This window comes from Mucilaginibacter sp. L196, from assembly GCF_009765905.1.
In the GTDB taxonomy this organism is placed as follows: domain Bacteria; phylum Bacteroidota; class Bacteroidia; order Sphingobacteriales; family Sphingobacteriaceae; genus Mucilaginibacter.
Genome location: NZ_LMUO01000019.1, coordinates 219,881 through 246,108, shown reverse-complemented (window position 1 = coordinate 246,108; position 26,228 = coordinate 219,881). Strand labels below are relative to the sequence as shown.

Sequence of the window (26,228 nt, the reverse complement as noted above, 5' to 3'; positions counted from 1 at the left end):
AATGAAGACATCCTACACAAAATATATTTTAAAGCAGCCTGCTTTTATGCTGATGGTGGCCGTGGCGCTACTATCCTCCTGCGGAAGCAAAAGCAGCGATGATAGTGGTGATGATAAAGCCGTAAATGCGCAGGTATCCGTTACTGTTACCAGCGTAAGCGATAGCGATTTGGTTGATTATACGATGCTGAACGCTTCATCTGCTTTTCAGCAAAAGAACTATGTAAAATCAAATACCAACGGCTACATCACCAAAGTAAATACGCAAATAGGTCATTTTGTTGATAAAGGAGAAACCGTTTTCACGGTAAAAACCAAGGAAGCCATGAGCATTGGCAACAGCGTAAATGTGCTGGATACCACCTTCAAATTCTCGGGCGTAAACAAAATTAAAGCACCTATGCATGGCTACGTTACTCAACTAAACCACCAGGTTGGCGATTATGTACAGGATGGCGAGCAATTAGCGGTAATCAGCGATCGCAGCAGCTTCGCGTTCATCATGCAATTGCCTTACGAGATGCGGGCCACTGTAAAACTAAACCAGGGCGTACAACTCACCCTGCCCGATGGCGAAAAGATAGATGGCAAGGTAACGTCCTTTATGCCTGCGGTAGATACAGCTTCGCAAACACAAGGCGTAGTGATCAAAATAAATACCGATAAGCAAATTCCGGAAAACCTGGTAGCCAAAGCAAGGGTGGTGCGTACGCAGATACAAAACGCAGCGTCGCTGCCAAAATCTGCCGTTCTGAGTAATGATACCCAAACCGAATTCTGGGTAATGAAATTGATCAACCCAACAACAGCTGTAAAAGTACCTGTAAAAACCGGACTAGAAGTTGGTGACCGCATCCAGATCATCTCCCCTAAATTTTCGAAGGATGATCGCATAGTAGTAACCGGGAATTATGGTTTAACAGATACTGCTAAAGTTAAAATTGCGCAATAATGGTACCGGTTAGAGATTACTTCATATCGCACAAAAAGCCAATAGCGCTGGTATTGTTTCTCATACTTTTTGGTGGGATGTATGCTTATTCAAAGCTGCAAACCTCGCTATTTCCTGATGTAACCTTCCCTAAAATAAAGATCATTGCTGATGAGGGCTTACAGCCGGTAAATAAAATGATGCTAACGGTAACCAAACCGCTAGAGAATGTAATTAAGCAAGTCCCCGATTTGCAAACGGTACGCAGTACTACCAGTCGCGGCAGTTGCGAAATATCTGCTTACATGAATTGGGGTGCCGACATTGATCTGAGTCAGCAGCGTATCCAATCCAGTATCGACCAAATAAAAAACAATTTACCTGCTGATGTAAATATTACGGTGGAGAAGATGAACCCGTCCATCCTACCAGTAAGCGGTTACACATTGGAAAGCCATAACCGTTCACCTATTGAATTGCAGGAGTTGGCAACATACACTGTTAAGCCATTCCTGTCGCAGGTTGATGGAGTATCTGAGATAAGGGTTATTGGTGGAAAGGTTAAAGAATATTGGCTGACCCTCAATGCGCAAAAAATGAGTTCGCTAGGCATAACGCCCGATATAATTAGTGCCGCGCTTGCCCAAACCAACTTTGTAAAATCAGGTGGTTATCTATCTGATTACAAACGGATGTACCTAACCATAACCGATGCTACCATCGGCACAAAAGAAGAACTGGAAAACATGGTGATCAGTAATGATCGCAAACGAATCATCCAGCTAAAAGATGTGGCCAATGTGCAGATTAGCGAAGGGGTAGACTATACCAAGATCAACGCGAACGGCCATGCCGGGGTATTAGTCGCGGTGATAAAGCAACCTAATGCCAACCTGATATCGGTTTCTGCGGATATGGACCAAAAGGTAGAGGACCTTAAAAAAATATTACCACCGGATGTTACCATAAAACCCTACTACGTACAAGCAGATTTTGTAAACGATGCCGTTAAAAGCGTAAGCGATAGTTTATGGATTGGTTTACTCTTAGCCATTATTGTCGCGGTCATTTTCCTTCGCTCGGCAAAAGCAAGCTTTACTATTTTAATAACCATACCGGTTACACTTGGGCTTACGCTGATAGTATTATGTGCTTTCGGTTATACCTTCAACATCATGACTTTGGGTGCGCTCGCTGCATCCATCGGTTTAATTATTGATGATGCTATTGTAGTGGTTGAGCAGATCCACCGCATGCACGAGGAATACCCGAATGAACTTACCCGCAACCTATTAAAAAAAGCCATCGATTATCTTTTTCCGGCGATGGTTGGCTCATCCATAAGTACTATCGTAATATTTATACCTTTCCTGTTCATGACGGGTGTTGCAGGCGCTTATTTCAGCGTGCTTACTAATACCATGATCATCACCCTGGTATGCTCGTTTTTTGTTACCTGGATAGGGCTGCCGGTTATTTATTTATTGCTCACCAGGCACAAACCCTCAGATGCATTTAAAAAGAAAAAGCACAAAGCCGAACATGTAAAAAGTCAGAAATGGGTATCGTACTTTATACTTCGTCCGTGGCTGGCATTGCTTATTGTGGCCGGTTTAGTTTTGATTTTGGTGGTTGTACCTTCGTTACTTAAAACGGGCTTTTTGCCTGATATGGACGAGGGCAGTATCGTTTTAGATTATACTTCTCCTCCGGGAACTTCCCTCGAAGAAACAGACCGCATTTTACGCGAGGTAGAAAAAATAATCATAAAAGAACCTGATGTAGAAGCCTACTCTCGCCGTACCGGCACGCAGATGGGATTCTTTATTACGGAACCCAATACCGGTGATTACCTCATCCAACTTAAAAAAAATCACAAGCAAACTACTGAGGAAGTAATCAGCGATCTCCGCGCCAAGATCGCCTCAACACAACCCGAGCTAACCATTGATTTCGGTCAGGTTATCACCGATATGTTGGGTGATCTGATGGAATCGGCACAGCCTATTGAGATAAAGGTTTATGGTGATGACAACCAGAAATTGCAACAGCTATCCAAACAGATAGCCGCCGCCGTAAGCACCGTAAAAGGAACCGCGGATGTATTCGACGGGATAGTTATAGCCGGGCCATCTATTTCTATAATTCCGAACTTCAACCAACTGGCACAATATAATATCAGTCCGCTGGAGCTACAATCACAAACACAGGTAGCGTTGGAAGGAAATGTGGTTGGCAGTATGATTGAAAAGCAGCAATTATCGCCTATCCGCATGGTTTACCCGGGTAGCCGGTCCTTGAGCATAAATGATGTTAAGAATATGAACATCTTTTTAGCAAAAGGCCAACTGATACCCATTAGCCAGATAGCCACCGTTTCTATTGATTCCGGCAGTGCCGAGATCAACCGCGAAAACCTGCAATCCATGGGAATAATAACTGCCCGCATGGAGAATACCGATTTGGGTACAGTAATAAAAGGTATAAAAAGCAGCATCGCCCAAAAAGTTGTGCTACCCGAAGGCTACCACATTGAATATGGCGGCGATTATGCCCAACAGCAACAAACTTTTAAAGAGCTTTTGTATATATTAATAGCTGCCTGCTTATTAGTTTTCGCGGTGATACTGTTCCTGTTTAAGCAATTCAGGATAGCATTTTTAATATTGATCATATCCATATTAGGCGCAGCGGGAGGATTATTGGCTTTGTTTATCACCAATACACCATTAAATGTAGGCAGTTATACAGGCCTGATCATGATTGTTGGTATCATAGGCGAAAATTCCATCTTCACATTCTTGCAATTCAAACAAAGCGCTTTGCAAAGTACTGTGGATGAAGCCATCATCTACTCCATATCAACCCGTTTAAGACCCAAACTAATGACTGCACTTGGCGCCATTATAGCTTTAATGCCCCTTGCTTTAGGCATAGGCGCAGGCGCGCAATTGCATCAACCTTTAGCTATCGCAGTTATTGGTGGCTTTTTGGCAGCATTGCCATTACTCCTAATTGTTTTACCAAGCATGATGCGCATTTTATACCGAAACGGATTTGTTAATCCTGATAGTACAATTGCGCAAAACCCATAAACTACAAACTCTCTTCAGAATTAAACCTGACATTTATAACTTATATAACTGCACCTAATGCTATGAAAAAAACATTTTTAATACCCCTTTTTGTAATCGGCTTAATGCCATTGGCATCCCGCGCCCAAACTTATACTTTTGAAAAATCCATTGCGCTGCCGGGCGATGGCGGCTGGGACTATGTATCGATTGATAAGGTGAACGGTCGTTTATATGTATCGCATGGCAATGCTGTAAATGTTGTCGATCTAAAAACGGAACAATCTGTTGGTATGATCAGCGATTTGAAAGGCATCCACGGCATAGCTATCGATAACAAAGCGAATCGCGGCTTCATTAGTGACGGAAAAGCGAATGCCATCGTTGCGTTCGACCTTAAAACATTAGCAACTATTGCTACCGTGCCAATTGATGGCAAAGACCCGGATTGTATTATTTATGAACCTTACAGCGACCTTGTTTTCAGCTTTAATGGCGATAGCAACAGCTCATCAGTTATAGACCCTAACACGTTAAAACAAGTGGGTACCGTTGACCTGGGTGGTGGCCCGGAATTCGCGGTATCAGATGGAAAAGGAAATATCTACAATAACCTCGAAGACAAAAATAGTTTAAATGTTATCGATGTAAAAAGCTTAAAAGTAACTGCCAATTATCCATTGGCACCCGGTGGTGGCCCTACCGGTCTGGCCATTGATATTAAAAACGGGCGCACTTTTAGCGGTTGCCGCACGAATAAAGGAATGAGTGTAATAGATATAAAAACCGGTAAAGTTATAGCAACCCTACCTATTGGCGCAGGTGTTGACGCGGTTGCTTTCGATCCTGAAACTAAACTGATATTTTGCTCATGCGGCGATGGTACAGTTACGGTGATTAAAGAAGAAAATGCGGATAGCTATACCGTTGTGCAAACCATTAAAACACAAAACCGCGCCCGTACCATGGCTTTAGATACAAAAACACATAAAATTTATTTGAGTGTTGCCGAAACTGTGCCGAACACTCGTAAAGCACTACCCGGCACTTTCAAAGTGTTGGTATATGAAATGAAATAATATTTCGGTTTCATTAATTTATTCCAATTTTTATATTTATTATTGAAATTAAACGTTAATAAAAAGTAGCAACCCAAAATCAACCCTCCCCTGTCACGGTTTTGTATATAAAAACCACTTAAAATTATATGATTAATAAGACCGATTTCGTTTACTCAGAGGCTTCAGAACCGCACCGTATTCGTACCAAAAAGATTTTAAAACAGTTTCCACAAATGAGAAACCTGATAGGCAAAAACCCTGCGACTATCTTTGCCATTACAGGCCTGGTAGCATTACAGGTTGTTTTAGCCTGGGTTTTGCGCGACCAATCATGGTGGTGGGTTTTCGGGGCAGCATACGTTATTGGTGCTTTTGCTGATCATGCCTTATTTGTAATGATACACGAATGCGCGCATCAACTCTTATTTAAAGGCCGTTCGGCTAACCGCTGGGCTGGTATATTCGCGAATTTGCCGCAAATTTTCCCAAGTTCTATATCATTCGAACGTTATCATATTAAACACCACTCTTTTCAGGGTGTTCATGAGCTTGATGCCGATTTACCAAATCGCTGGGAAGCAAAATTGATCAACAATTCATTCTTCGGCAAAGCCATATGGTTATTGTTTTACCCGCTTTTCCAGGTATTCCGCTTATCAAGATTACGCGAACTACAAACATTTGACTGGTGGGTTGTAACAAACCTTTTAGTACAAGTAGTATTTACCACAGCCATATATTATTTTATGGGATGGCACGCACTTGCATTTTTGCTGCTTAGCTTCTCTTTTTCAGTTGGCTTACACCCGTTGGGCGCACGCTGGGTACAGGAACATTACCTTACTCACAGCGTTGAACAGGAAACTTACAGCTACTATGGTGCATTTAACTCAGTTGCTTTTAACGTAGGTTTCCACAACGAGCATCATGATTTTCCTTCTATCCCATGGAACAAGCTTCCGCAGATAAAGAAAACAGCACCCGAGTATTACGAAACATTATATTTCCATACTTCATGGACTAAACTGTTTTTTCGTTTTCTGTTTGATCGTGAAATATCGTTGTTCAACAGGATACTACGTAAAGAACGTGGCAAAGTAGCCCTAACCGACGTTTCAAAACCAGACGTTGAAATGGAGGCTGCTGCGCTTTAAAATTTCCTCTTTTTGCGGGATATTATATATTCCCTTCATTAAGAAAAACATATTTATTATCCGGCAAGATGTAATAAACAGCATCTTGCCGGATAATTACTTTAAAGGCTATAGTATTATGCAATTTCATAACCCTATAGCTTTTGCTATTTTTGCAGATATTAACAGCAATGAGTAACCCCACAAAGCTTAAAATACTAATTCCAATACTTATTGTCGCGTTTTTTTGCGCGCATGCGTGGCACAAGCACGAGCAACGAGAGAACGATATAACAGGCACTTTACAAGGCAGGGAACTGGATGAAATATCGGGCATAGCGGCATCGGGTATTAATAACAATCTTTATTATATAGAAAATGATAGCGGCGACACCAGTCGCTTTTTTTCCATAGAACCAAATGGAAAGAATCACGCCACAATCTACTTTAAAGGCGATCCAAAGGAATCAACAGGTGTTCATGATTGCGAAGATATTGCCGTAGGCCCAGGCCCCATTCCAGGCAAAAGTTATTTCTATGATGGCGATATTGGCGACAACTACTCCGTACGGCCATACATTACTGTTTATAGGATGGAAGAACAAAAGGACTGGGCTGATACCGGTGTTAAACACGCAGAGGCCGTACCCATCCATTTTAAATATCCCGATGGACCAAAGGATGCGGAAAGTTTAATGATCGATCCTATTGAGAAATTGATTTATATTGTATCTAAACGCAGGGACTCTGTTGGCATTTATACCTCGCCCCTGATTTATACACCAAATGATACATTAACGTTAACCTTGCATGGCAAACTATTTTTTAAAGGCATAAAACCATTTAAATGGATAACAGCCGGCGATATATCAAAAGACGGTACGCAAATACTATTGCGCAGCTACGACAAAGTATACTATTGGCAACGCCCCCTAAACGAACCTATTTGGAAGGTAATGCTCACCCAAAAGCCACAAGAACTGCCATATACCATGGAAAAACAAGGCGAAGCCATAGGTTTTACCCCCGATGGCAAAGGCTATTACACCACTAGTGAAGGTGTTTACTCGCCCATATACTATTATAAAATCCCGGGGAAATAAACAAACTATATATCCACCTCGTCATTGCGAGGTACGAAGTAATCTCTACATAGGCAAGGCGATTAGAAAGGTATTGAACCTGTAAAGCAGCTCTGTTAAGTATATCGATTGCTTCGTACCTCGCAATGACGCGCTTGGTGGAAGAAATCACAAGGTATATCTACTTAATAGGTAGAGATTGCTTCGTACTTTACAACAACCTAAAACTTAACAACCAGTTAATTTTTAGATTTTATTAGACCACTAACTTTATCTCGATAAAAAAAACACCATGAAAAAACTGTTTTTATTATCGATTTTGTTGTGCTTTGTGGCGGCAGGTCTCGCAGCAACAACAGCCCTGAACGGCCAATGGATCGGCACCTTAAAAACCGACGATGGCAATGAGTATCCGCTTCAATACAATTTCAAAGTGGATGGCGATAAACTAACCGGCACAGTCCGCGGCCCACACGGCGATCTCCCTATAAATGATGGACAGATCCATGGCTCGGTTTTCAGCTTTGATGTTTCACTTGATAAAATGTTTTTGCTACACACCGGCAAAATCTACCCTGACTCTATCAGCCTGGATATTGAGTGCGATGAAACCAAAGCGCATACGGTGTTGAAACGAAATTAAAAGTTTTATAAAAAGTCGGATTTAAACAAACTATATCCCCCGTCTCAATGACATGCACATAAACAGATTTACGGGGTTTAAAAACTTCGTAATTCTTAAATCTTTTTGTCATTCTGAGGGACGAAGAACTACCTCTTGAGCGTAGCGAAAAATCTTCTTCGACATGCATAGCAAAGTATGTATGCCGCAGAAGATTTTTCGCTACGCTCAAGAGGTAGTTCTTCACTGCGTTCAGAATGACAAGGAGTGTTTTGTCATTGTTACCTAACAATTCAACTTAAAACCGCACATATCAAACTTTTGCGTAAAATATTCCGTTATTTTATAACAGAAAGGTACAATATGCGTGGTTTTGGATTTTCCAAGTTTCAACCCAATGAGATCCCTAAAGGGGGATTTGAAGAATTACTGAAGTTATTTCTTGAATTGCTTAATTATACGTCGGGCGATGCAGGCGAAGCTTTGGCGTGGCTAAATGAACTCGATAAGCAATATAACATCACCAATGACGATTATGGCATGGGCGATTTTATTGATGAGCTAAAACAAAAAGGCTATTTAGACGAAGATAAGCAGAAAGGCGAATTTCGCATTACAGGTAAAACGGAACAAAGCATCCGTCAGGCATCGTTGGAAGAAATTTTCGGTAAGCTAAAAAAATCAGGTAAAGGCAATCATCGTTCGCCGCAATCTGGCCAGGGCGATGAGAGAAATTCCGAGCGTCGAGAATTTGAGTTTGGCGACAGTCTGGATCAGATAGATATGACGCAATCTATCCACAACGCGCAGGTTAACCACGGCATCGGCGATTTTATGATGACCGAACGCGACCTGGAGGTAGAGGAAATGGATTACAAAACCTTAACCTCAACAGTGCTGATGATTGATATATCGCACTCCATGATACTTTATGGCGAGGACAGGATCACCCCGGCAAAAAAAGTCGCGATGGCTTTAGCTGAGTTAATTCGCACCAAATACCCTAAGGATACTTTGGATATTGTTGTTTTTGGCAATGATGCCTGGCCTATTACGTTAAAGGATTTGCCTTATTTACAAGTCGGCCCATACCATACCAATACCTATGCAGGTTTGGAGTTGGCTACCGATATACTTCGTCGCCGTAAAACGCAGAATAAGCAGATATTTATGATTACCGATGGTAAGCCTACCTGCTTAAAAGAGGGCACAAAATATTATAAAAACAGTGTAGGCCTCGACCGTAAAGTGGTAAACAAAACGTTGAATATGGCTGCGCAATGTAAAAGGTTAAAAATACCTATCACCACTTTTATGATAGCAAAAGACCCTTACCTGCAACAGTTTGTACGCAAATTCACCGAAACAAACGGTGGCAAAGCATTCTACAGCTCGTTAACCGGCTTAGGCGAATACATTTTTGAAGATTATATTAAGAACAGGAGAAGAACGGTTAGATAATTTGATGTGCGTATATGCAGATGTGCACATCAAAAAATGAGCTTACCCTCTTTCCGCCGCAGGCGAAGAGAGGGTCGACCAGCGCAGCGCAGTCGGGGTGAGTAATTATAAAAGCGACTAATAAGAATGAACATCGACCACATAGATCACCTTGTACTAACCGTTGCAGATATTGACATTACCTGCAAATTTTACGAGGACGTAATGGGAATGCAAAGAGTAACATCGCCGGAAGGCAGGGTTGCTTTAAAATTCGGCACGCAAAAACTAAACCTGCACCAAAAAGGCAAAGAGTTTGAGCCAAAGGCTGAATACCCTACCCCTGGCGCGATTGATATTTGCTTTATAACCAACGACCCGGTTGAGCAGGCAAAAACAGAGCTAGAAAACAAAAATATACAAACACAGGGATTATTTGAACGCACAGGGGCTACCGGCAAAATACGTTCGGTTTACTTTCGCGACCCTGACATGAACCTTATTGAGGTAAGTAATTACATATAAACAATTTGCGGATGTGCAAATATGCAGATGTGCAAATGACAAAAAGACTAAATTAAGAATGAGCAAATTACTAGAGATAACAACCCTTGGTCAACTAAAAAAGACTGAATACAAAAGCCGATCGGTTAAAGATGAATTAAGAGCAAATCTGATAACGCAATTGCAAAAAAGCGAGGGTGGTTTTGAGGGTATTATTGGTTTTGAGGATACGGTTATTCCCGATCTGCAAACTGCTATACTTTCGCGCCATAACATTTTGTTGCTTGGTTTACGCGGGCAGGCTAAAACACGTATTGCGCGCTTACTGGTAAATTTGCTGGATGAATATGTGCCTTATATCGAAGGATCGGAATTATTTGATGATCCTTTTGCACCTATCTCATGGTTTGGCCATAATGAAGTATTAGCCAAAGGTGATGCCACCCCTATAGCATGGCTGCACCGTTCAGATCGCTATACAGAAAAACTGGCTACGCCCGATGTTACCGTTGCCGATTTAATTGGTGATGTTGACCCAATAAAAGCTGCCACCATGAAGCTGACTTACAGCGATGAGCGTGTAATTCACTTCGGCTTAATACCGCGTGCACACAGGGGCATATTTGTAATTAACGAGTTGCCCGATCTGCAGGCACGTATACAAGTATCGCTGTTTAATATTTTGCAGGAAAGAGACATCCAAATCCGTGGTTTTAAACTGCGTTTACCTTTGGATATACAGTTTGTATTTACTGCAAACCCTGAGGACTATACCAACCGCGGTTCAATAGTTACGCCGTTAAAGGATAGGATCGAGAGTCAGATATTAACCCACTATCCACGTTCGGTTGAGATCTCCCGCAAAATCACCCAACAAGAAGCCCTGCTATCACCTGAACAAAAAGTTGCCGTTGAAGCCGATAGTTTGGTAAAAAACATGGTTGAGCAAATCGCTTTTGAAGCCCGAAACTCTGAATACATTGATAAAAAATCGGGCGTATCGGCCAGGTTAACCATATCAGCCTATGAAAACCTGATCAGTAATGCGGAAAGACGTATGATCATTAACCGTGAGGCAAGCACCTTTGTCCGCATCAGCGACTTTTTAGGCGTTATCCCAGCTATTACCGGTAAAATAGAGTTAGTATACGAAGGCGAACTGGAAGGCCCTGCAAAGGTTGCGAATATGCTTATCGGCAAAGCCATCAAAACCATGCTGGTGCAATTTTTCCCTGATCCGGAAAAAGCGAAAAAAGCAAAAGCTCCCAACCCTTATGCCGAAATTATAGCATGGTTTAGCAATGGTAATAACTTATCGTTAGTTGATGACCTGTCATTAGTTGATTATAAAAAAAGCTTGAATTCTGTAACTGGATTGAAGGAATTGGTTAAAAAGCTACACCCTCGCCTGAGCGAAAATCAGCAATTATTATTGATGGAGTTTGTGCTGCATGGTCTGGCTGAATTTTCACAACTGAACAAAGGATTTTTAGATAATGGCTTCGCGTTCTCCGATATGTTCACCAGCCTATTCAACCTTGAACCGGATGATGATGATTTGGATATAGATGATGATCGTTATTAATTAAAAGCAACCTTTTTGTCATTCTGAGCAGGGCGAAGAATCTGTAAAATAGTTTACACCGTACAGATTCTTCGCCCTGCTCAGAATGACAATTTGATTTTAAGACATTTTTTTTTCCGCCTTTAAAGATTAACAAAGATTGTTGCGATATTTGAGCCACCCCTTATTAACGCGGGCGCACCACTCAGGTAATCCATGAAAAAAATATTGCAATCTATTGTTGATTTTTTACTCTTCAGCAATGTTTTTATGGCGTTGTGTGCCGTGGCCCAGGGCCTGGTTACTTTTTATCTGATAGGCTCAAAACCAATACCCACTATACTTTTCCTGTTGTTTACATCTACATTAGGCATATATAACTTCAGCATATTTATAGGCAAGCCAAAGCAGCTCGATAAAACAGCTACCGCCCGCGAAATATGGTATTTTACGCATCCCCGCTTAATGATAACGCTGGCCATTGTGTCAATCCTGTCATTAGCGCCATTATTTTTTTTGGTAACCATGGAGTCGAAAATACTGCTCATCTTTTTGGCAGTTATCTCTTTTTGTTATAGCCTACCATTATTCACATTGGGCGACAAAAAGTTCGGACTACGCAACATCCCTGGATTAAAGCAATTTTTAATAACCTTGGTATGGACCATGAGCAGTGTATTGTTACCAGTAATGGAATCACTGAATGCACATTTATCTACTATTTCTCTACGCGATATCACCATACTTTTGGCTAAACGATTCCTGTTCATTGGCGCTTTAACCATGCCTTTTGATATACGCGATATTTTCCATGATTATAACTTGGGACTAAAAACCATACCGGTAATTTATGGCGAAAAAAAGGCTTACTTATTTTGTCAGATAATCCTTATCGGATACGTAGTATTACTATTCCTATTTAGAAACAACGGCTTTAATAACGACTTCTTCGCGCTAACCATAACCGCGGTTCTAGCCGGTTGGTTAATATTCCACTCAACTATCGAGAAGGACGATTACTATTATTTTTTTTATGTTGATGGTGTTTTAATACTACAATATTTACTCCTGCTGCTCTTCCATTCTTTCAGCTTTAAATTATAATGGCTGCCAATTACAATAATTCGGCCTGGTTTTATGATAGCCTTGCACGGTTGGTATATGGTAAAGCATTGATAAATGCACAAGTTTATTTATTAAAGCATATCCCCAAAAATGCAAAGGTGCTTATTGTGGGGGGTGGTACAGGTTGGATATTGGAGGAATTGACTCGCATACATCCATCTGGTTTACAAATCACTTATGTAGAGATCGCGCCAAATATGATGGCTCTGTCCAGAAAAAGAAACATCGGCAGTAATCAGGTAACGTTTGTTAATGACGATATTGAAAATATTGATCTGCCTGCGGATTTTGATATAGCGCTCACCCCTTTCTTGCTGGATAATTTTACAGATGAAAACCTAATTAAAGTATTTAATAGCATTACGGTTTTACTTAAACCACATGCCTTATGGCTCAATGCAAGTTTTCAATTAACGGGTAAATGGTGGCAGCGGGTGCTATTAAAGAGCATGTTCATTTTCTTTAAAGTAACCTGCGGGATTGAGGCTTCAAAACTGCCGGGAATTGATAAATGCTTTGAAGAGAAACATTTTAAGGTTGTAGAACAACAAAACTTTTTTGAGGAATTTATTGGAGCGAGGATTTATAGAAAATAACAACATCGTCATTGCGATCCGTTAGCTAACGGAGTGGCAATCCCAGATTTACAGAACCGCTCTGCTTATTAGGGATTGCCACGTCGCTCCGCTCCTCACAATGACGCGCGGAGGGGGAACGGAATTATTCTATATAGCTTTCCAATATTTTAAAGCCTTCGGTAGTTTCCAATTCTACATGGTCAACCACTTTTGGTAGCAGGATACACTCACCCATTTTAACAGAATAGCTTTGATTATTATACTTTAAAGTATAAGCGCCTTCCACACAAACATGTATCACAAACGAATCCAGTTTTGAGTAATCTTTTGATACACCCTTATCAAAATCCAACAAATTGGTAGTGAAGTAAGGGCAAGTTACTAAATGAACTGATTTATCCTTTTCAGGCGTGTATTTGGTTTTGTATTCAGGATAATGTTTATAATCGATAGCAGCAAGGGCTTCTTCTACATGTAGCTCACGTTTGTTGCCTTTATCATCCACACGATCAAAGTCATAAATACGGTAGGTAATATCTGATGTTTGCTGAATTTCGGCTATCAACAATCCCTTGCCTATTGTATGCACCCTTCCTGCAGGTAAAAAGAAAACATCTCCGGCTTTTACATCCTCCTTATTTAACACATCGGTTAAGTGGCCGCTGTTGAAAGTATTTAAGTACTCTTGTTGGGTCAATTCTTTATTAAAACCGGCAATTAGTGTTGAACCGGGATCGGCTTCAATCACATACCACATTTCAGTTTTACCGAAAGAATTATGACGTTCTTTACCCAATTTATCATCCGGGTGAACTTGGATAGAAAGGTCTTCATTGGCATCAATAAACTTTACCAGTAAAGGAAATATATTACCAAAGTGATCATATACCTTTTTACCAACCAGTTGATCTTTATATTGCTCCAACAAATCAGCTAATGATTGCCCTGCTAATTCACCTCCATCAACAACAGATACATCAGATTTTACACCTGATATTTCCCAGGTTTCGCCGCAGTTTGGCAAATCGCCAAAATCTTTATGTAGATAGGTATTGATCTTGTGACCGCCCCAAATCTTGTCTTTGTAAATGGTTTTGAATTTTAGAGGATATAATGTTGACATGGTAATGTGTATATATTAGTAATTATCTATCAAAGTTTTTATTTGGTTCATCACTTCAAGTAAGTAATCTTCTTTGGTCGACCATATAATTTTATAATCCAAACCAAAATAATTATGGACAATTCTGTTTCTCATCCCTCTTATTTTATACCAATCTATTTCAGTATGGATTTCTTTAATTTCGTCAGGTAAGCGATTTGCGGCTTCGCCAATAATTTCAAAGTTTCTTATTACAGCATCAATAGTTTTACTATCTGCTATAAAATCTTCATAAGTTAATCCTTGAGTGTAATTAATGATTTTTTCAGCGCTTTCAAGTATATCTGATAATAGAAGCTTTGGTTGGCGATCAGACATAAATTATTTGAGATTCTATTACATTAAAATATTTTTGCTTTATGCCACCTCTTGATACGAGGTCGACTTTACGGTTAAGTTTTTGTTCGAGTTCCTCAGCTAAGGTTACAAATTCTATTCCTATTTTTCCGTTAAACTCTACAATAATATCAATATCGCTTTCTTCAGTAAAATCATCACGTACTATCGATCCAAATAATCCCATAGAAGCTATGGGATATTTCAATAAAAGCTCCGGCTTCAAAATAGCCAGCATACTTTTTATTTTATCCAAATCAACCATAAAGCAAATATATAAAATATAGAACTTGTTATTAAGTTCTATATCTATAAAATGAATTAACAAAAAAGTCCGCATATATGGTGTATGCGGACTTTTAACAATTATTATAGTTGACGAATTACTTACCTAATTTCTTTTTCAGGTTTTCATCAATAGCTTCTAAAAACTCTTCGGTGTACAGGTAATCAGTACCGTGTACAACCTTTGGTTTTATAGTGATGGCTAAATCCTTAGTCATTTTACCGCTTTCAACTGTTTCAATACAAACTTCTTCTAAAGCCTTGCAGAAATCGATCAACTCATGGTTGTTATCTAACAAACCACGGAACTCTAAACCACGTGTCCATGCAAAAATTGACGCGATAGGGTTAGTTGATGTTGGCCTGCCTGCCTGGTGCTCGCGGTAGTGGCGTGTTACAGTACCGTGTGCAGCTTCAGCTTCCATTACAGTACCATCTGGTGTAACCAAAGTCGATGTCATCAAACCTAATGAACCAAAGCCTTGTGCAACGGTATCCGACTGAACGTCGCCATCATAGTTTTTACAAGCCCAAACAAAGTTACCGTTCCATTTTAATGCAGAAGCAACCATGTCATCAATTAAACGATGCTCATAAGTAATGCCTGCATCAGCAAATTTTTGTTTGTAATCGTTTTGGTAGATCTCTTCAAAAATATCTTTAAAACGACCATCATATTTTTTAAGAATGGTGTTTTTAGTAGACAAGTATAAAGGCCAGCCTTTCATTAATGCCTGGTTAAAACAAGCATGCGCGAATCCTCTGATAGATTCATCAGTGTTGTACATTGCCAAAGCAACACCATCACCTTTAAAGTTAAATACTTCAAATGATTGCTCAGGGCTGCCATCTTCAGGAGTGAATTTTATAGTAAGCTTACCTTTTCCTTTGGTTAAAAAGTCGGTAGCGCGGTATTGGTCACCAAAAGCGTGGCGGCCGATGCAAATAGGAGCTGTCCAGTTTGGAACCAAACGAGGAACATTGTTCATCACAATAGGCTCACGGAAAACAGTACCATCCAAAATATTACGGATAGTTCCGTTAGGTGATTTCCACATTTGTTTTAGGCCAAACTCTTCAACGCGTGCTTCATCAGGGGTAATGGTAGCGCATTTAATACCAACGCCGTATTGCTTTATCGCGTTAGCAGCGTCAATAGTTACCTGGTCATTGGTTTCATCGCGATACTCTAAACCCAGGTCGTAGTATTTAATATCTACATCAAGATAAGGAACAATCAGTTTATCTTTGATGAATTTCCATATAATGCGGGTCATTTCGTCCCCATCCAGCTCAACTACCGGATTTGCTACTTTAATTTTTGACATTGTTAAATCCTATTTATTTAATGGATTCAAATATATAAAATTGAGCTTACCTGTTTTATCAAATGCAAGTAATAACTGAAATATTTCTTTTAATCGGCCGTTTTTAAAGGATTGGTACTATTTATGCTGTCAATGTAACATTCATAATTTCAACATAAACAAAATGACTAACACTATGGTTAAATCATTTATCGTAACATTTGTTATTAGCCTCTTCGCCTTAACATCAAAAGCCCAATTAGGCTACATGTACTCTCAATTAGATTTAGGTGTAGCTGGTACTGTAAATACTGTTTATGGCGATGCCAAAGTACAGCAGAATAAATTTTCAGGAGATGTTTCTCTTAGCTACAATCAAACGCCGTTTGTAAATTACGTTTTTGATTTCCAGGTGGGTAACCTATCAGGTGGTAATCTAAAAAAGAACATTTACAGCAATCAGTTTTCTAACAACTATACCGCATATACAGGCCGGGCACAGCTGCAGTTAGGTGAAATTACAGATTATTCGCAAAGTGCAGTTGCAAACGCTTTTAAAAACCTGTATCTGTCCTCAGGAATAGGGTTTATTGCTAACAATGCATCTGCAGTCGCATCTCAGGGGAATTCCTATGTTTCTACCCAAAGCAACTCAATAGAAGCGTTTATACCCGTACGCATTGGATATGAATTCAAACTATTTAATGCTTACGACGAACCAACGATTAAGTTTGATTTGGCCTATCAAACCAACTATGTTTTGGGCGATGAAATAGATGCTTTAAAATTGGGTAAGAGTAATGATATTTTTACGCAGTTTTCATTAGGGGTTAAATTTGCCATAGGCACGCCAACCTCATACCGAAAACAAATAAGTTATTAAATTATTACCAAACATACTTTGGCAAGGTTTTAGTACATTTATATATATTAACTAAAAACCTATGATTAACGAAAATACAGATCCGGTTTTTGACGACGAAAGCGTGGATAGGGACAGAACCCTTAAAGATGAGTTAGGCGAAACAATTGACGAGGAACAATTGAAATACAATGCCGAAGACAATAGCTATGAATACGATGTAAAAAGCGACAACCCGGATTACGATCATCCTGATCCGTACAAAACATCTGCTAAAAATGGCGAGGATATGAACTCCACTTACGACGAGGCTAATCCTTATGATACAACTGACGAATACATTCCTAATGAATCACTTGAAACCGATGTTGATAAATTAGGCATGCATGTTGAAGGCAACGAAGCCGTAGAAGTTGACCCGATTGATGAGCTTTTATCACACACACCCGAAGATGACCGTGATGATTTGGATGAAGAAGGTTATCCAAAGAACGACAGAAGATAAACAACCTCAACTATAAAGAAAGCGCCCGTTTTGTTATAAAACGGGCGCTTTTACTTTTATAAAGAATATCTCCTGCTTAATCAAAGTCGAGATTAAAACGCTTTTTTAATTCAAGAAGCTGTGGGTTTTTTGCTGCCATATACTGGAACTTTTCCAAGTTGGTATAGGGCCGTTTTACAACTACTTTTTCATCAAGGCGGGCATTAAGCTCAATACTAAAATTTTTTAAAGTAGTACGTAAAAAGTTGAGGATATTCGGGCGTTCGTTCCTGAAATCCTTTTCCTGCACCTTAGTACCTACCGCTATTTCAAACTCATATTGGCGAAGCATTACAGGTGCATCTCCCGTAAAAATACTAAGCGCGTTATGCTTGCCTTCCGTTTTTAGTTTCGCGGCATACTCACTCCAGCACTTTAAAAAATCAGCGGTGGTAAAATCTTCCCTCGCGTCACCTTTTATATAAGGGTCTTCTTCCTCTTCGAGTGTTGCGGCCTCCTGTATTTTACCCCAATCTTTTAAAGACGGTATTTTTATTGAAGTTGCAGCGGAATGCAGATTAGGAATAAAAACCTTTGCCTTTTCGGCAACGGGTATTTCGTTAACAACCGTAGCAGCAGGCTTTGCCTCAACTTTATTTGCCGTATAATTTGTAGGGGCTTCGCTTAAAATAGGTGTTGAAGCAGGTGCGGGTTGCGGTGTCGCGGGTTCTGCTTTTACTGCGGAATCAGGTTTTTTTTTTAATTGCCCTTCGGGCGAAGGCATTGTATTTAGTGGCGTAGTGGCCAAATTAAAGGCCGATACCAAGTGGCACATTTTGAGCAATGCCAGCTCTACCTGCAAACGCTGGTTTTTACTTAGCTTATAACTCAAATCGCATTGGTTGGCAATATTCATTGCCGATAACAGGAACGACACCGTTGATGCCTGCGATTGTTGCAGATATTTGGTTTTTATGCCCTCGCTAACTTCTAACAATTTAAGCGTAGCGGCATCCTTACCCACCAATAAATTACGCAAATGCTCCGACAGGCCGGATATAAAGTGCGCGCCATCAAAACCATTATTTAATATCTCATCAAATAACAGCAGTGTATTGGCGGTATCTTCTTTTAATAAGCTATCGGTTACATTAAAATAGTAATCGTAATCCAATATATTCAGGTTATCAATTACCGAACGATAAGTAACATTCCCACCAGAAAAACTCACAATCTGGTCGAACATGGATAAAGCATCCCTTAAACCGCCATCAGCTTTTTGGGCAATGATGTGCAACCCATCAGGTTCATAGCTTATATCTTCTTTTTTAGCGATAGATGCCAAATGGTTAGCCATATCCTCTACCCTGATCCTATTGAAATCAAATATCTGGCAGCGGGATAATATGGTAGGCAGTATCTTATGCTTCTCAGTAGTAGCTAAAATAAATATGGCGTAATGCGGTGGCTCTTCCAGCGTTTTCAGGAAAGCGTTAAACGCCGCCTGCGATAGCATGTGCACCTCATCAATAATATATACTTTATATCTAACACCCTGTGGCGGTATACGCACCTGCTCAATCAAACTCCGTATATCATCAACTGAGTTGTTCGACGCGGCATCCAGCTCATGAACATTAAAGGAGTTGCCGTTAAGGAATGAGCGGCAGGAATCACAAGTTCCGCAGGCTTCGCCATTGGGTTGCAGATTGGTGCAGTTTATTGTTTTTGCAAGGATACGGGCACAGGTAGTTTTGCCCACACCACGCGGACCGCAAAATAAAAATGCCTGCGCCAGCTGATTATTTTTAATAGCGTTTTTAAGCGTATTTGTTATATGCTGCTGGCCTACAACACTTTCAAATGTAGACGGACGGTATTTACGTGCCGAAACAATAAAATTCTCCACAAGTGCTAAGATAATGAGAATTTACCGATGTTAAAATAGCTGAATTTGATTGTTGAAAAACAACGGAGATAAGATCAAGAGTTGAGAATCAAGAACCAGGATAAGTTAAGTATCGCTAACCACTTGGCTACATAATTGCATATACAATTAGTTAAAAAACCCTATTTTAGGACCAAATACTACCGTTTTGACTAAAAAAAGCGACTCAAATTACATTCCGGCGCTAACAGGGGTGCGTGCTATGGCCGCCTATCTTGTTTTTATATCCCATTATTGTTATGTATTTGATGCCAATTTTCCCCACATTGTGCAACGTTTTTTCGGCGAGTTCCATATTGGGGTGTCCATCTTCTTTGTGCTATCTGGTTTTTTGATCACTTTCCGATATTACGATAAATTTCATGGGCTTACAAAAGACTGGTTTTTGCAATACTTAAAAAACCGTGTCGCCCGTATTTATCCCATGTATTTCTTGCTTACGGTAGCGGCTTTTGCATATTATTTCATCACTAAAGATCCTATCGTTGTACAAAAAAGCACCATAAACCCTGTTTTGTTAATGGTGCTGAATATTACTTTTTTACGTGGTTTCTTCTATCAATTTTGGAATACGGGTATAGCGCAGGGCTGGTCGTTAACTGTAGAAGAATGTTTTTACTTTTCGGCGCCAATAATCTTTTTGATTGCCAAGCGCTACGGTAAGTTTTACACCCAGCCAGTGGTGATCACTTTGTTTGCCATAATTATGGTGCTCATATTTAGCCATGTAAACTGGTATGGCTTTTTTAGCAACTTCACATTTGTTATGCTGTTTACCTTTTTTGGCAGGTGTTTTGAGTTTTTTGTGGGTGTGCAGCTAGCCAAGATCATGCTTAAAAAAGGGTTCGAACGTAAAACCAAAATCCCCTTCACCTACGGTGGTTTTGTATTGATGTTTATATGTGTGCTGATTATGGCCTTTCAACCTATCCCGAAGGGTTGGGCGGCAGGTTTGGAAAGCCCGGTTGGCATCATCACTAATAACTATTTTCTGTGTATCGCGGTATCGCTGTTCTTTTATGGCATACTAACTGAAAGCACTGCATTCAAAAGCTTCCTCGCATTACCCTTTATCGAATTACTAGGCAAAAGCTCCTATATATTTTACCTGATACATTTAGGTTGGATGCAAACGCTGATCAGCAAAGGATGTGATAATTTAAATGATCATGTTTTTAACCTGTATGATAAATGGGGCGTAAACTGGCACTCGCCTTTTGAGTACGACTGGCTTAATTTACTTTACGCGTTCGTCATCCTAAACATAATTTCGGTAACCCTGTTCAAGCTAATCGAGGAACCTTTGAACCATTATATACGTAAATCAGATTTCCTGATCAAAAACAAACCCCGGAATCCGGATAATATCGCTCAAAAAATTAAATCTTAATAAAAGATATATAGTGAAAAATTTAGTTAACTACATAAGTATCATCGCTCTTTTCATAGCCTTTACAGGTGTTACCAGGGCTATGGCACAGGTTATACCGCCTGATATGATGAAGCGCGATACCAGCACAAAAGCCAATAATGATAATGATGACAGTGATGGCGACAATAACGCGAATGATATATCTACCAGCCTTTTAGCCGGCAATAAAACCGCGACGTTTGATAATGCCGCCAGATATACTTACATCGTAAAAAACCCGACCAATAACGTACAGGTTGGCAGGGTAAGCTACCAGGTTTTTACCGAAACAGGCGCTAAACTAAATCACCAAACCTTTGCGGTAACTATCGACAAAAAGAGTTCGGGCAGGTATGATTTTGATATACCTGAAAGCAAGGCCGGTTTTTACAAGGTGAGTTTTATGGTTAATGTAACTGATTATGATGATACCACACGCCGTGTCTTTGGAATAAGGCCGGAGGAATTAAGAGCCAGCCACGACAAGCCAGCCGATTTTGACCAGTTTTGGAAAGAGACAAAGATTGAGCTTGCCGAAGTAAAACCAGATTTTAAAGTTACCTACCTGCCTGATTCAACAAAAGATAACCGCAAGGTGTATCTGTTCGAGATGAAATCTTTAGGAGGCTTAACCATTCGTGGCTATTTAACTGAGCCAAAAACAAATAATAAACACAAGAAATTCGCTGTATTACTGGGCTTGCCGGGCTACCAGGTTGGCCTGCCGCCAATGTATGGCACTGATAATGATTTAGCAATAATTACGCTTAACGTTCGTGGCCAGGGCAACAGCCGGGATGTGATACACACCCCGCGTGATGAGTATATTTTTTATCACATAGAAGATAAATACAAATATGTAATGCGTGGCGTGATTATGGATTGTGTTCGTGCCGTGGATTTCATTTATTCGCGGCCGGAACTTAACCACGATCAGATTATGGTTTCGGGTGGTAGTATGGGTGGCTTTTTGTCAATCGCTACAGCCTCACTTGATAACCGAATAGCACTGTGCTCTGCACAAAACCCTATCCTGAGCGATGTTTATGACCTGAACGGCGAGGTAAGTTGGCCGATAGATGATATTACCCGATATGTAAAAACCAGACCCAGTTTGACGATGGATAAAGTATTGCAAAACCTGAGTTATTTTGATACTAAGAACTTCGCTTCAGGACTAAAATGCCCTACTTTGATAGGCATGGGTTTGCTCGATCCTATTATACCGCCAAACAATGTGTATATTGATTATAATAATGTAACTAGTAAAAAGCATCTTATTATTTTCAGGGACCTGGGGCACGAAGTAGGCAAGCCCTATAAAAATTACGAAGGACGCTGGATGCGTGATACTTTTGGATTATTTTAACGATTGATGATGACGAAACCTATAAAATCAGGCGTACGGTGTCTATATAAAAACTTAGCATTAACTGCTATGTGTATGCTTTTTTTATTATTGGGATCAACTATAGTCCAGGCAGCTAACACTGCTGATGAAGTAACTTTCACGGCGACATCGGTCAGCAAGGGTGCCATTTTTAAAAGCGGCGAGCCTGTTGAGTATAACATCAGCATCATCAACTCGCTGCCTACTAAGGAAGATGGAAAAGTGACGTACCGCATTACCGACCTGCATGGAAATTTTTTATCGGAAGACTCTGTTAAAATAAAATTGGATGCTAATGGCAATAAGCAATTGCTATTAAGCATGCCTGCCCGCAAAGTAGGATTCTACAAAATAAACCTGATGATCAACGTATCCGATTATGACGATACCATTCGGCGGGCTTTCGGTGTGGATCCTGATAAGATCAGATCTGCTTATGGTAAACCTGCTGATTTTGACCAGTTTTGGAAGGAAACTAAAGCGGAGCTTGCTGCGGTAAAACCAAATTTTAAAATGACCGAAATGCCCGACTCAGGCAAGGATAACCGGAAACTTTATTTGGTGGAAATGCAATCGTTAGGCAATATCACTGTGAGGGCATGGCTTACTATCCCTATTTCCCCAAATAAAAACAAGAAATTTACAGTGCTATTGGGTTTACCGGGTTATCAGGTGAATTTAAAACCTGGCTTCGGCGATGATGAAGACGTAGCTGTGATGTATCTGAACGTGCGTGGGCAAGGTAACAGCCGCGATGTAATACACACCGATCGCGCGGGTTACATTACCTATAATATTGACGATAAGAATAAATACGTGATGCGAGGCGTAATTATGGATTGCATCCGCGCCATTGATTTTATTTGTACCGTGCCGCAGTTAGATAAAGATAAGATTATAATTACCGGTGGCAGTATGGGTGGATTTTTGGCAGCAGCTACGGCAGGCTTGGACGATAGGGTGAAACTGTTTTCGGCACAGAACCCAATCTTTAGCGACATCCGCAACCTGCCAGCCAATGAGTGGCCCATGAACGATATTATCCGTTACAGCAAAACAAGGCCGGGTTTAACCATGGATAAAATTTACGGTAATCTGGATTATTTCGACACTAAAAACTTTGCTCCTACTATTAACAGCGACATATTAGTGGGTATCGGTTTGCTTGACCATTTAGCGCCGCCCGAGAACGAATATGCTTTTTACAACAACATCCGCAAGAACAAAAAAATAATGGTGTTTGAAAACCTGGGCCACGAAGTGTCCCCAGAATATGTTTTATACCAGGGGCGGTGGATGCGCGACAGCTTTGGTTTGTTCTGATAAGCTTTAACCGAAACAAAAACACAACATATAACGACCCTAAACACAACGAATGATATGATATTTACAAAATACTTAAGATATATAATAGTTATTGCCATAGTAACCGTACTTACACAAAAAAAGTCGTATGCAGGCGGCTTTCCCATCAGGCCGGGAAGGTTGATATTATCTCCATCAGTAAGCTATTTTTTCGCTAGTAAACAATGGGACTCTACCGGGGTAAAAAAGCCTTTTGCTAATGATGGAAAGTTTACCTCTATTAGCATATCGCTTTATGCGGAATATGGTATATCCAGAAGGTTTAGCGCAGTAGCATTAGTACCTTATGTGATCAACGAGTTTAAACAGACAGGCTACGATCAAAAGTATTCCGGCTTAACCGATGCGGAAACAGGTATAAAATATTACCTGGCAAATATCAATTACATTTATTATTTCTCGTTACAAGGTACAGCTATCACCCCAATGTATCGTAACCCGACAAACGGCGGCCCGCTTTTAGGTTATGGCGAAGAAGGTGCCGAGCTTAAACTATCATTCGCGGGCAGTGGTAATTTATTTAACCGAAGCTATTATTTTAATGTTGATAACGCCGTAAGGCAATACTTTGGCGATGATGGACCAATACAATATCGTTACAATGCAACATTCGGTATTACTTTAGATAGAAAATTTAAGGAACAGATCTCCGCATCATTCGGCGGATTTTATTCGGTGAGTAACTTTAAGCAGTTTAATGACCTGAACCCTACGTTAACCAGGGACTTTAGATTTAACCAAGTATCTATAAGTTATGGCCATGCATTCAGCCATGAGCTGTCATTATTCCTTACAGGCGGGCAGTTTATTACAGGAAGAAACACCGGTGATGGCACCAGTGCTTCGTTAGCTTTTGTATATAGGATTGGAAATTAAAAAATGGAGAAGAAATTATTTCTTCATCCATTTAAAAACCGAGGTAAAAATAATGATAGTGGCGATACCGAAAATCACGTCAGCAACTTCTGAGCTGTAGCGGAAATCAGCAAAACGCAGGTAAATACCCACCAGGCCTATAACAACAGCTACAATAATGGTTGCAACATATGGTAATGATTTATCTTCGCTTTCGTCGATTAAGTTCATGTTATTATTTATTAAGTGAACAAAAATATAAATGTTTAACGTAAATGTCTAATCTCTATCAAAAGAAATTAGACATTACGCTATCAGCCCTTAAGCCGCGATTATACTTTTTATATCAGCGATGATTTTTTCCGCCAGCTTACCAGCATTTTCCAACGTTTCCGCCTCAGCGTATATCCTGATCACCGGCTCTGTATTTGATTTGCGCAGGTGTACCCATTGCTTATCAAATTCAATTTTTAAACCGTCAATAGCGCTGTAAGGCTGATGCTGATATTTCAGTTCCATCTTTTTTAACAGGCCATCAATATCCATTCCCTCAGTAAGGGTAATTTTGTTTTTCGAGATGTAGTATGCTGGGTAGGTTGCCCTTAATGCCGATACCGTTTTACCGGTTTTAGCCAAATGCGTTAAAAATAAGGCTATACCAACCAAAGCATCCCGACCATAATGTAACTCGGGATAAATGATACCACCATTACCTTCGCCGCCTATAACCGCGTTGTTTTGCTTCATTTTGGTTACCACGTTCACCTCGCCAACTGCTGATGCATTATAAACACCGCCATTCAGTTCGGTAACATCACGCAAAGCACGGGTTGATGACAGGTTTGATACAGTATTACCCGGGTTATACTGCAAAATATAATCAGCAACAGTTACCAGCGTGTATTCTTCGCCAAACATGGCGCCGTTCTCATCAACAAAACATAGGCGGTCAACATCAGGGTCAACAGCAATACCTAAATTTGCTTTGGTTTCAATTACTTTACTTGATAACGCTACCAGGTTCTCAGGCAGCGGTTCAGGATCATGCGGAAACTGGCCGTTTGGTGTACAGAATAGTTCTTCTATCTGTGTAACCCCTAATTGCTTTAACAAAGCAGGTAAAAATATTCCGCCAGATGAGTTAACGCAATCAATAACTACTTTAAAATTAGCTTTTGTGATAGCCCCTACATCAACCAATGGCAAAGCCAAAATTTTGTCGATGTGCTTTTGCAGATAGGTATCATTAGTAGTTACTTTGCCTATATCATCTACCTCAGCAAAATCAAGATCGCTGTCTTCAGCTATGGCTAATACAGCTTGCCCTTCAGCATCATTTATAAATTCACCATGAGCGTTTAATAGTTTCAGCGCATTCCACTGTTTTGGGTTATGACTTGCCGTGATAATGATACCGCCCCCTGCTTTTTCATCAGGCACAGCAATTTCAACCGTTGGCGTTGTTGATAGGCCTATATCAACCACATCAATACCAATGCTCATCAGCGTACCAACCACCAGGTTCTTAACCATTTCGCCTGAGATGCGTGCATCCCGGCCTATTACTACTTTATTGATACCGGTAGTTTGCAGCACCCAGCGGCCATAAGCTGCCGTGTATTTAACAATATCATTCGGGGTAAGGCCATCGCCGGGATTACCACCTATAGTTCCCCTAATGCCGGAGATTGATTTAATTAAGGTCATTG

At 40.3% G+C, this 26,228-nt stretch carries 24 protein-coding genes; 17 read left to right on the top strand and 7 right to left on the bottom strand.

Features of this window, described 5'->3' with window-relative positions; translation table 11 throughout:
* Position 1 precedes the first annotated feature (1 nt).
* The 11 genes from GSQ74_RS17565 to GSQ74_RS17515 all read left to right on the top strand — a co-directional run bounded on the left by GSQ74_RS17565 (position 2) and on the right by GSQ74_RS17515 (position 13,132).
* A complete protein-coding gene (locus GSQ74_RS17565; RefSeq protein WP_158995528.1) occupies positions 2 to 952 on the top strand; it encodes an HlyD family efflux transporter periplasmic adaptor subunit in 951 nt (316 codons plus the stop codon).
* Entirely contained in the window at positions 952 to 4,026 is a 3,075-nt protein-coding gene (locus GSQ74_RS17560; RefSeq protein WP_158995527.1) for an efflux RND transporter permease subunit, read from the top strand. The genes GSQ74_RS17565 and GSQ74_RS17560 overlap by 1 nt, the downstream gene beginning before the upstream one ends.
* A gap of 62 nt (positions 4,027 to 4,088) precedes the next feature.
* The gene (locus GSQ74_RS17555; protein WP_158995526.1) at positions 4,089 to 5,084 is read left to right on the top strand and encodes a YncE family protein; all 996 of its coding nucleotides are present in this window, start codon (positions 4,089 to 4,091) and stop codon (positions 5,082 to 5,084) included.
* A 128-nt stretch (positions 5,085 to 5,212) separates the two neighbouring features.
* Complete coding sequence (locus GSQ74_RS17550; protein ID WP_158995525.1) at positions 5,213 to 6,220, top strand: fatty acid desaturase; 1,008 nt, start codon at positions 5,213 to 5,215, stop codon at positions 6,218 to 6,220.
* Between the two features lie 170 nt (positions 6,221 to 6,390).
* Positions 6,391 to 7,302, top strand: a complete 912-nt coding sequence (locus GSQ74_RS17545) for a hypothetical protein (RefSeq protein WP_158995524.1) — start codon at positions 6,391 to 6,393, stop codon at positions 7,300 to 7,302.
* Between the two features lie 271 nt (positions 7,303 to 7,573).
* The gene (locus GSQ74_RS17540) at positions 7,574 to 7,924 is read left to right on the top strand and encodes a glycoside hydrolase (RefSeq protein ID WP_158995523.1); all 351 of its coding nucleotides are present in this window, start codon (positions 7,574 to 7,576) and stop codon (positions 7,922 to 7,924) included.
* 342 nt (positions 7,925 to 8,266) lie between these two features.
* Complete coding sequence (locus GSQ74_RS17535; protein WP_158996461.1) at positions 8,267 to 9,364, top strand: VWA domain-containing protein; 1,098 nt, start codon at positions 8,267 to 8,269, stop codon at positions 9,362 to 9,364.
* A gap of 126 nt (positions 9,365 to 9,490) precedes the next feature.
* On the top strand, positions 9,491 to 9,868 hold the full coding sequence (locus tag GSQ74_RS17530; protein ID WP_158995522.1) for a VOC family protein: 378 nt from the start codon (positions 9,491 to 9,493) through the stop codon (positions 9,866 to 9,868).
* A 58-nt stretch (positions 9,869 to 9,926) separates the two neighbouring features.
* Positions 9,927 to 11,432, top strand: coding sequence for a sigma 54-interacting transcriptional regulator (locus tag GSQ74_RS17525; RefSeq protein WP_158995521.1), 1,506 nt, complete (start codon positions 9,927 to 9,929; stop codon positions 11,430 to 11,432).
* A 195-nt stretch (positions 11,433 to 11,627) separates the two neighbouring features.
* Complete coding sequence (locus GSQ74_RS17520) at positions 11,628 to 12,515, top strand: UbiA family prenyltransferase (protein WP_254060913.1); 888 nt, start codon at positions 11,628 to 11,630, stop codon at positions 12,513 to 12,515.
* A complete protein-coding gene (locus tag GSQ74_RS17515; protein WP_158995520.1) occupies positions 12,515 to 13,132 on the top strand; it encodes a class I SAM-dependent methyltransferase in 618 nt (205 codons plus the stop codon). The genes GSQ74_RS17520 and GSQ74_RS17515 overlap by 1 nt, the downstream gene beginning before the upstream one ends.
* 124 nt (positions 13,133 to 13,256) lie before the next feature.
* Here the strand turns inward: GSQ74_RS17515 and GSQ74_RS17510 are convergent, their stop codons facing one another.
* The 4 genes from GSQ74_RS17510 to GSQ74_RS17495 all read right to left on the bottom strand — a co-directional run bounded on the left by GSQ74_RS17510 (position 13,257) and on the right by GSQ74_RS17495 (position 16,225).
* Complete coding sequence (locus GSQ74_RS17510) at positions 13,257 to 14,237, bottom strand: type I phosphomannose isomerase catalytic subunit (protein WP_158995519.1); 981 nt, start codon at positions 14,235 to 14,237, stop codon at positions 13,257 to 13,259.
* 15 nt (positions 14,238 to 14,252) lie between these two features.
* On the bottom strand, positions 14,253 to 14,594 hold the full coding sequence (locus GSQ74_RS17505) for a DUF86 domain-containing protein (RefSeq protein ID WP_158995518.1): 342 nt from the start codon (positions 14,592 to 14,594) through the stop codon (positions 14,253 to 14,255).
* Positions 14,587 to 14,877: a nucleotidyltransferase family protein gene (locus tag GSQ74_RS17500; RefSeq protein WP_158995517.1), complete on the bottom strand. Its 291-nt coding sequence runs from the start codon at positions 14,875 to 14,877 to the stop codon at positions 14,587 to 14,589. The genes GSQ74_RS17505 and GSQ74_RS17500 overlap by 8 nt, the downstream gene beginning before the upstream one ends.
* Before the next feature lie 118 nt (positions 14,878 to 14,995).
* The gene (locus tag GSQ74_RS17495; protein WP_158995516.1) at positions 14,996 to 16,225 is read right to left on the bottom strand and encodes an NADP-dependent isocitrate dehydrogenase; all 1,230 of its coding nucleotides are present in this window, start codon (positions 16,223 to 16,225) and stop codon (positions 14,996 to 14,998) included.
* A 163-nt stretch (positions 16,226 to 16,388) separates the two neighbouring features.
* On the opposite strand from GSQ74_RS17495, the gene GSQ74_RS17490 reads away from it, so the two are divergent.
* Together GSQ74_RS17490 and GSQ74_RS17485 are read left to right on the top strand one after the other, a co-directional pair.
* Positions 16,389 to 17,087 (top strand): hypothetical protein, encoded by a 699-nt coding sequence (locus GSQ74_RS17490; protein ID WP_158995515.1) that lies wholly within the window; start codon positions 16,389 to 16,391, stop codon positions 17,085 to 17,087.
* Positions 17,088 to 17,148: 61 nt separating this feature from the next.
* A complete protein-coding gene (locus GSQ74_RS17485; RefSeq protein ID WP_158995514.1) occupies positions 17,149 to 17,571 on the top strand; it encodes a hypothetical protein in 423 nt (140 codons plus the stop codon).
* Positions 17,572 to 17,647: 76 nt separating this feature from the next.
* Here GSQ74_RS17485 and GSQ74_RS17480 read toward each other — a convergent pair whose 3' ends face one another.
* Complete coding sequence (locus tag GSQ74_RS17480) at positions 17,648 to 19,459, bottom strand: DNA polymerase III subunit gamma/tau (RefSeq protein ID WP_158995513.1); 1,812 nt, start codon at positions 19,457 to 19,459, stop codon at positions 17,648 to 17,650.
* Positions 19,460 to 19,646: 187 nt separating this feature from the next.
* Between GSQ74_RS17480 and GSQ74_RS17475 the strand changes: the two genes are divergently transcribed.
* The 4 genes from GSQ74_RS17475 to GSQ74_RS17460 all read left to right on the top strand — a co-directional run bounded on the left by GSQ74_RS17475 (position 19,647) and on the right by GSQ74_RS17460 (position 24,540).
* Positions 19,647 to 20,888: an acyltransferase gene (locus GSQ74_RS17475; RefSeq protein WP_158995512.1), complete on the top strand. Its 1,242-nt coding sequence runs from the start codon at positions 19,647 to 19,649 to the stop codon at positions 20,886 to 20,888.
* 13 nt (positions 20,889 to 20,901) lie between these two features.
* A complete protein-coding gene (locus GSQ74_RS17470) occupies positions 20,902 to 22,278 on the top strand; it encodes an acetylxylan esterase (protein WP_158995511.1) in 1,377 nt (458 codons plus the stop codon).
* Between the two features lie 75 nt (positions 22,279 to 22,353).
* Complete coding sequence (locus GSQ74_RS17465) at positions 22,354 to 23,622, top strand: acetylxylan esterase (RefSeq protein ID WP_158995510.1); 1,269 nt, start codon at positions 22,354 to 22,356, stop codon at positions 23,620 to 23,622.
* Between the two features lie 57 nt (positions 23,623 to 23,679).
* Positions 23,680 to 24,540 carry a hypothetical protein gene (locus GSQ74_RS17460; protein WP_158995509.1) on the top strand — a complete coding sequence of 287 codons (861 nt, stop codon included), beginning with the start codon at positions 23,680 to 23,682 and terminating at the stop codon, positions 24,538 to 24,540.
* Between the two features lie 15 nt (positions 24,541 to 24,555).
* On the opposite strand, the gene GSQ74_RS17455 is transcribed toward GSQ74_RS17460, so the two are convergent.
* Both GSQ74_RS17455 and glmM read right to left on the bottom strand, forming a co-directional pair.
* A complete protein-coding gene (locus GSQ74_RS17455; RefSeq protein WP_158995508.1) occupies positions 24,556 to 24,750 on the bottom strand; it encodes a hypothetical protein in 195 nt (64 codons plus the stop codon).
* A 90-nt stretch (positions 24,751 to 24,840) separates the two neighbouring features.
* A complete protein-coding gene (gene glmM / locus GSQ74_RS17450) occupies positions 24,841 to 26,226 on the bottom strand; it encodes a phosphoglucosamine mutase (RefSeq protein WP_158995507.1) in 1,386 nt (461 codons plus the stop codon).
* Positions 26,227 to 26,228 lie beyond the last annotated feature (2 nt).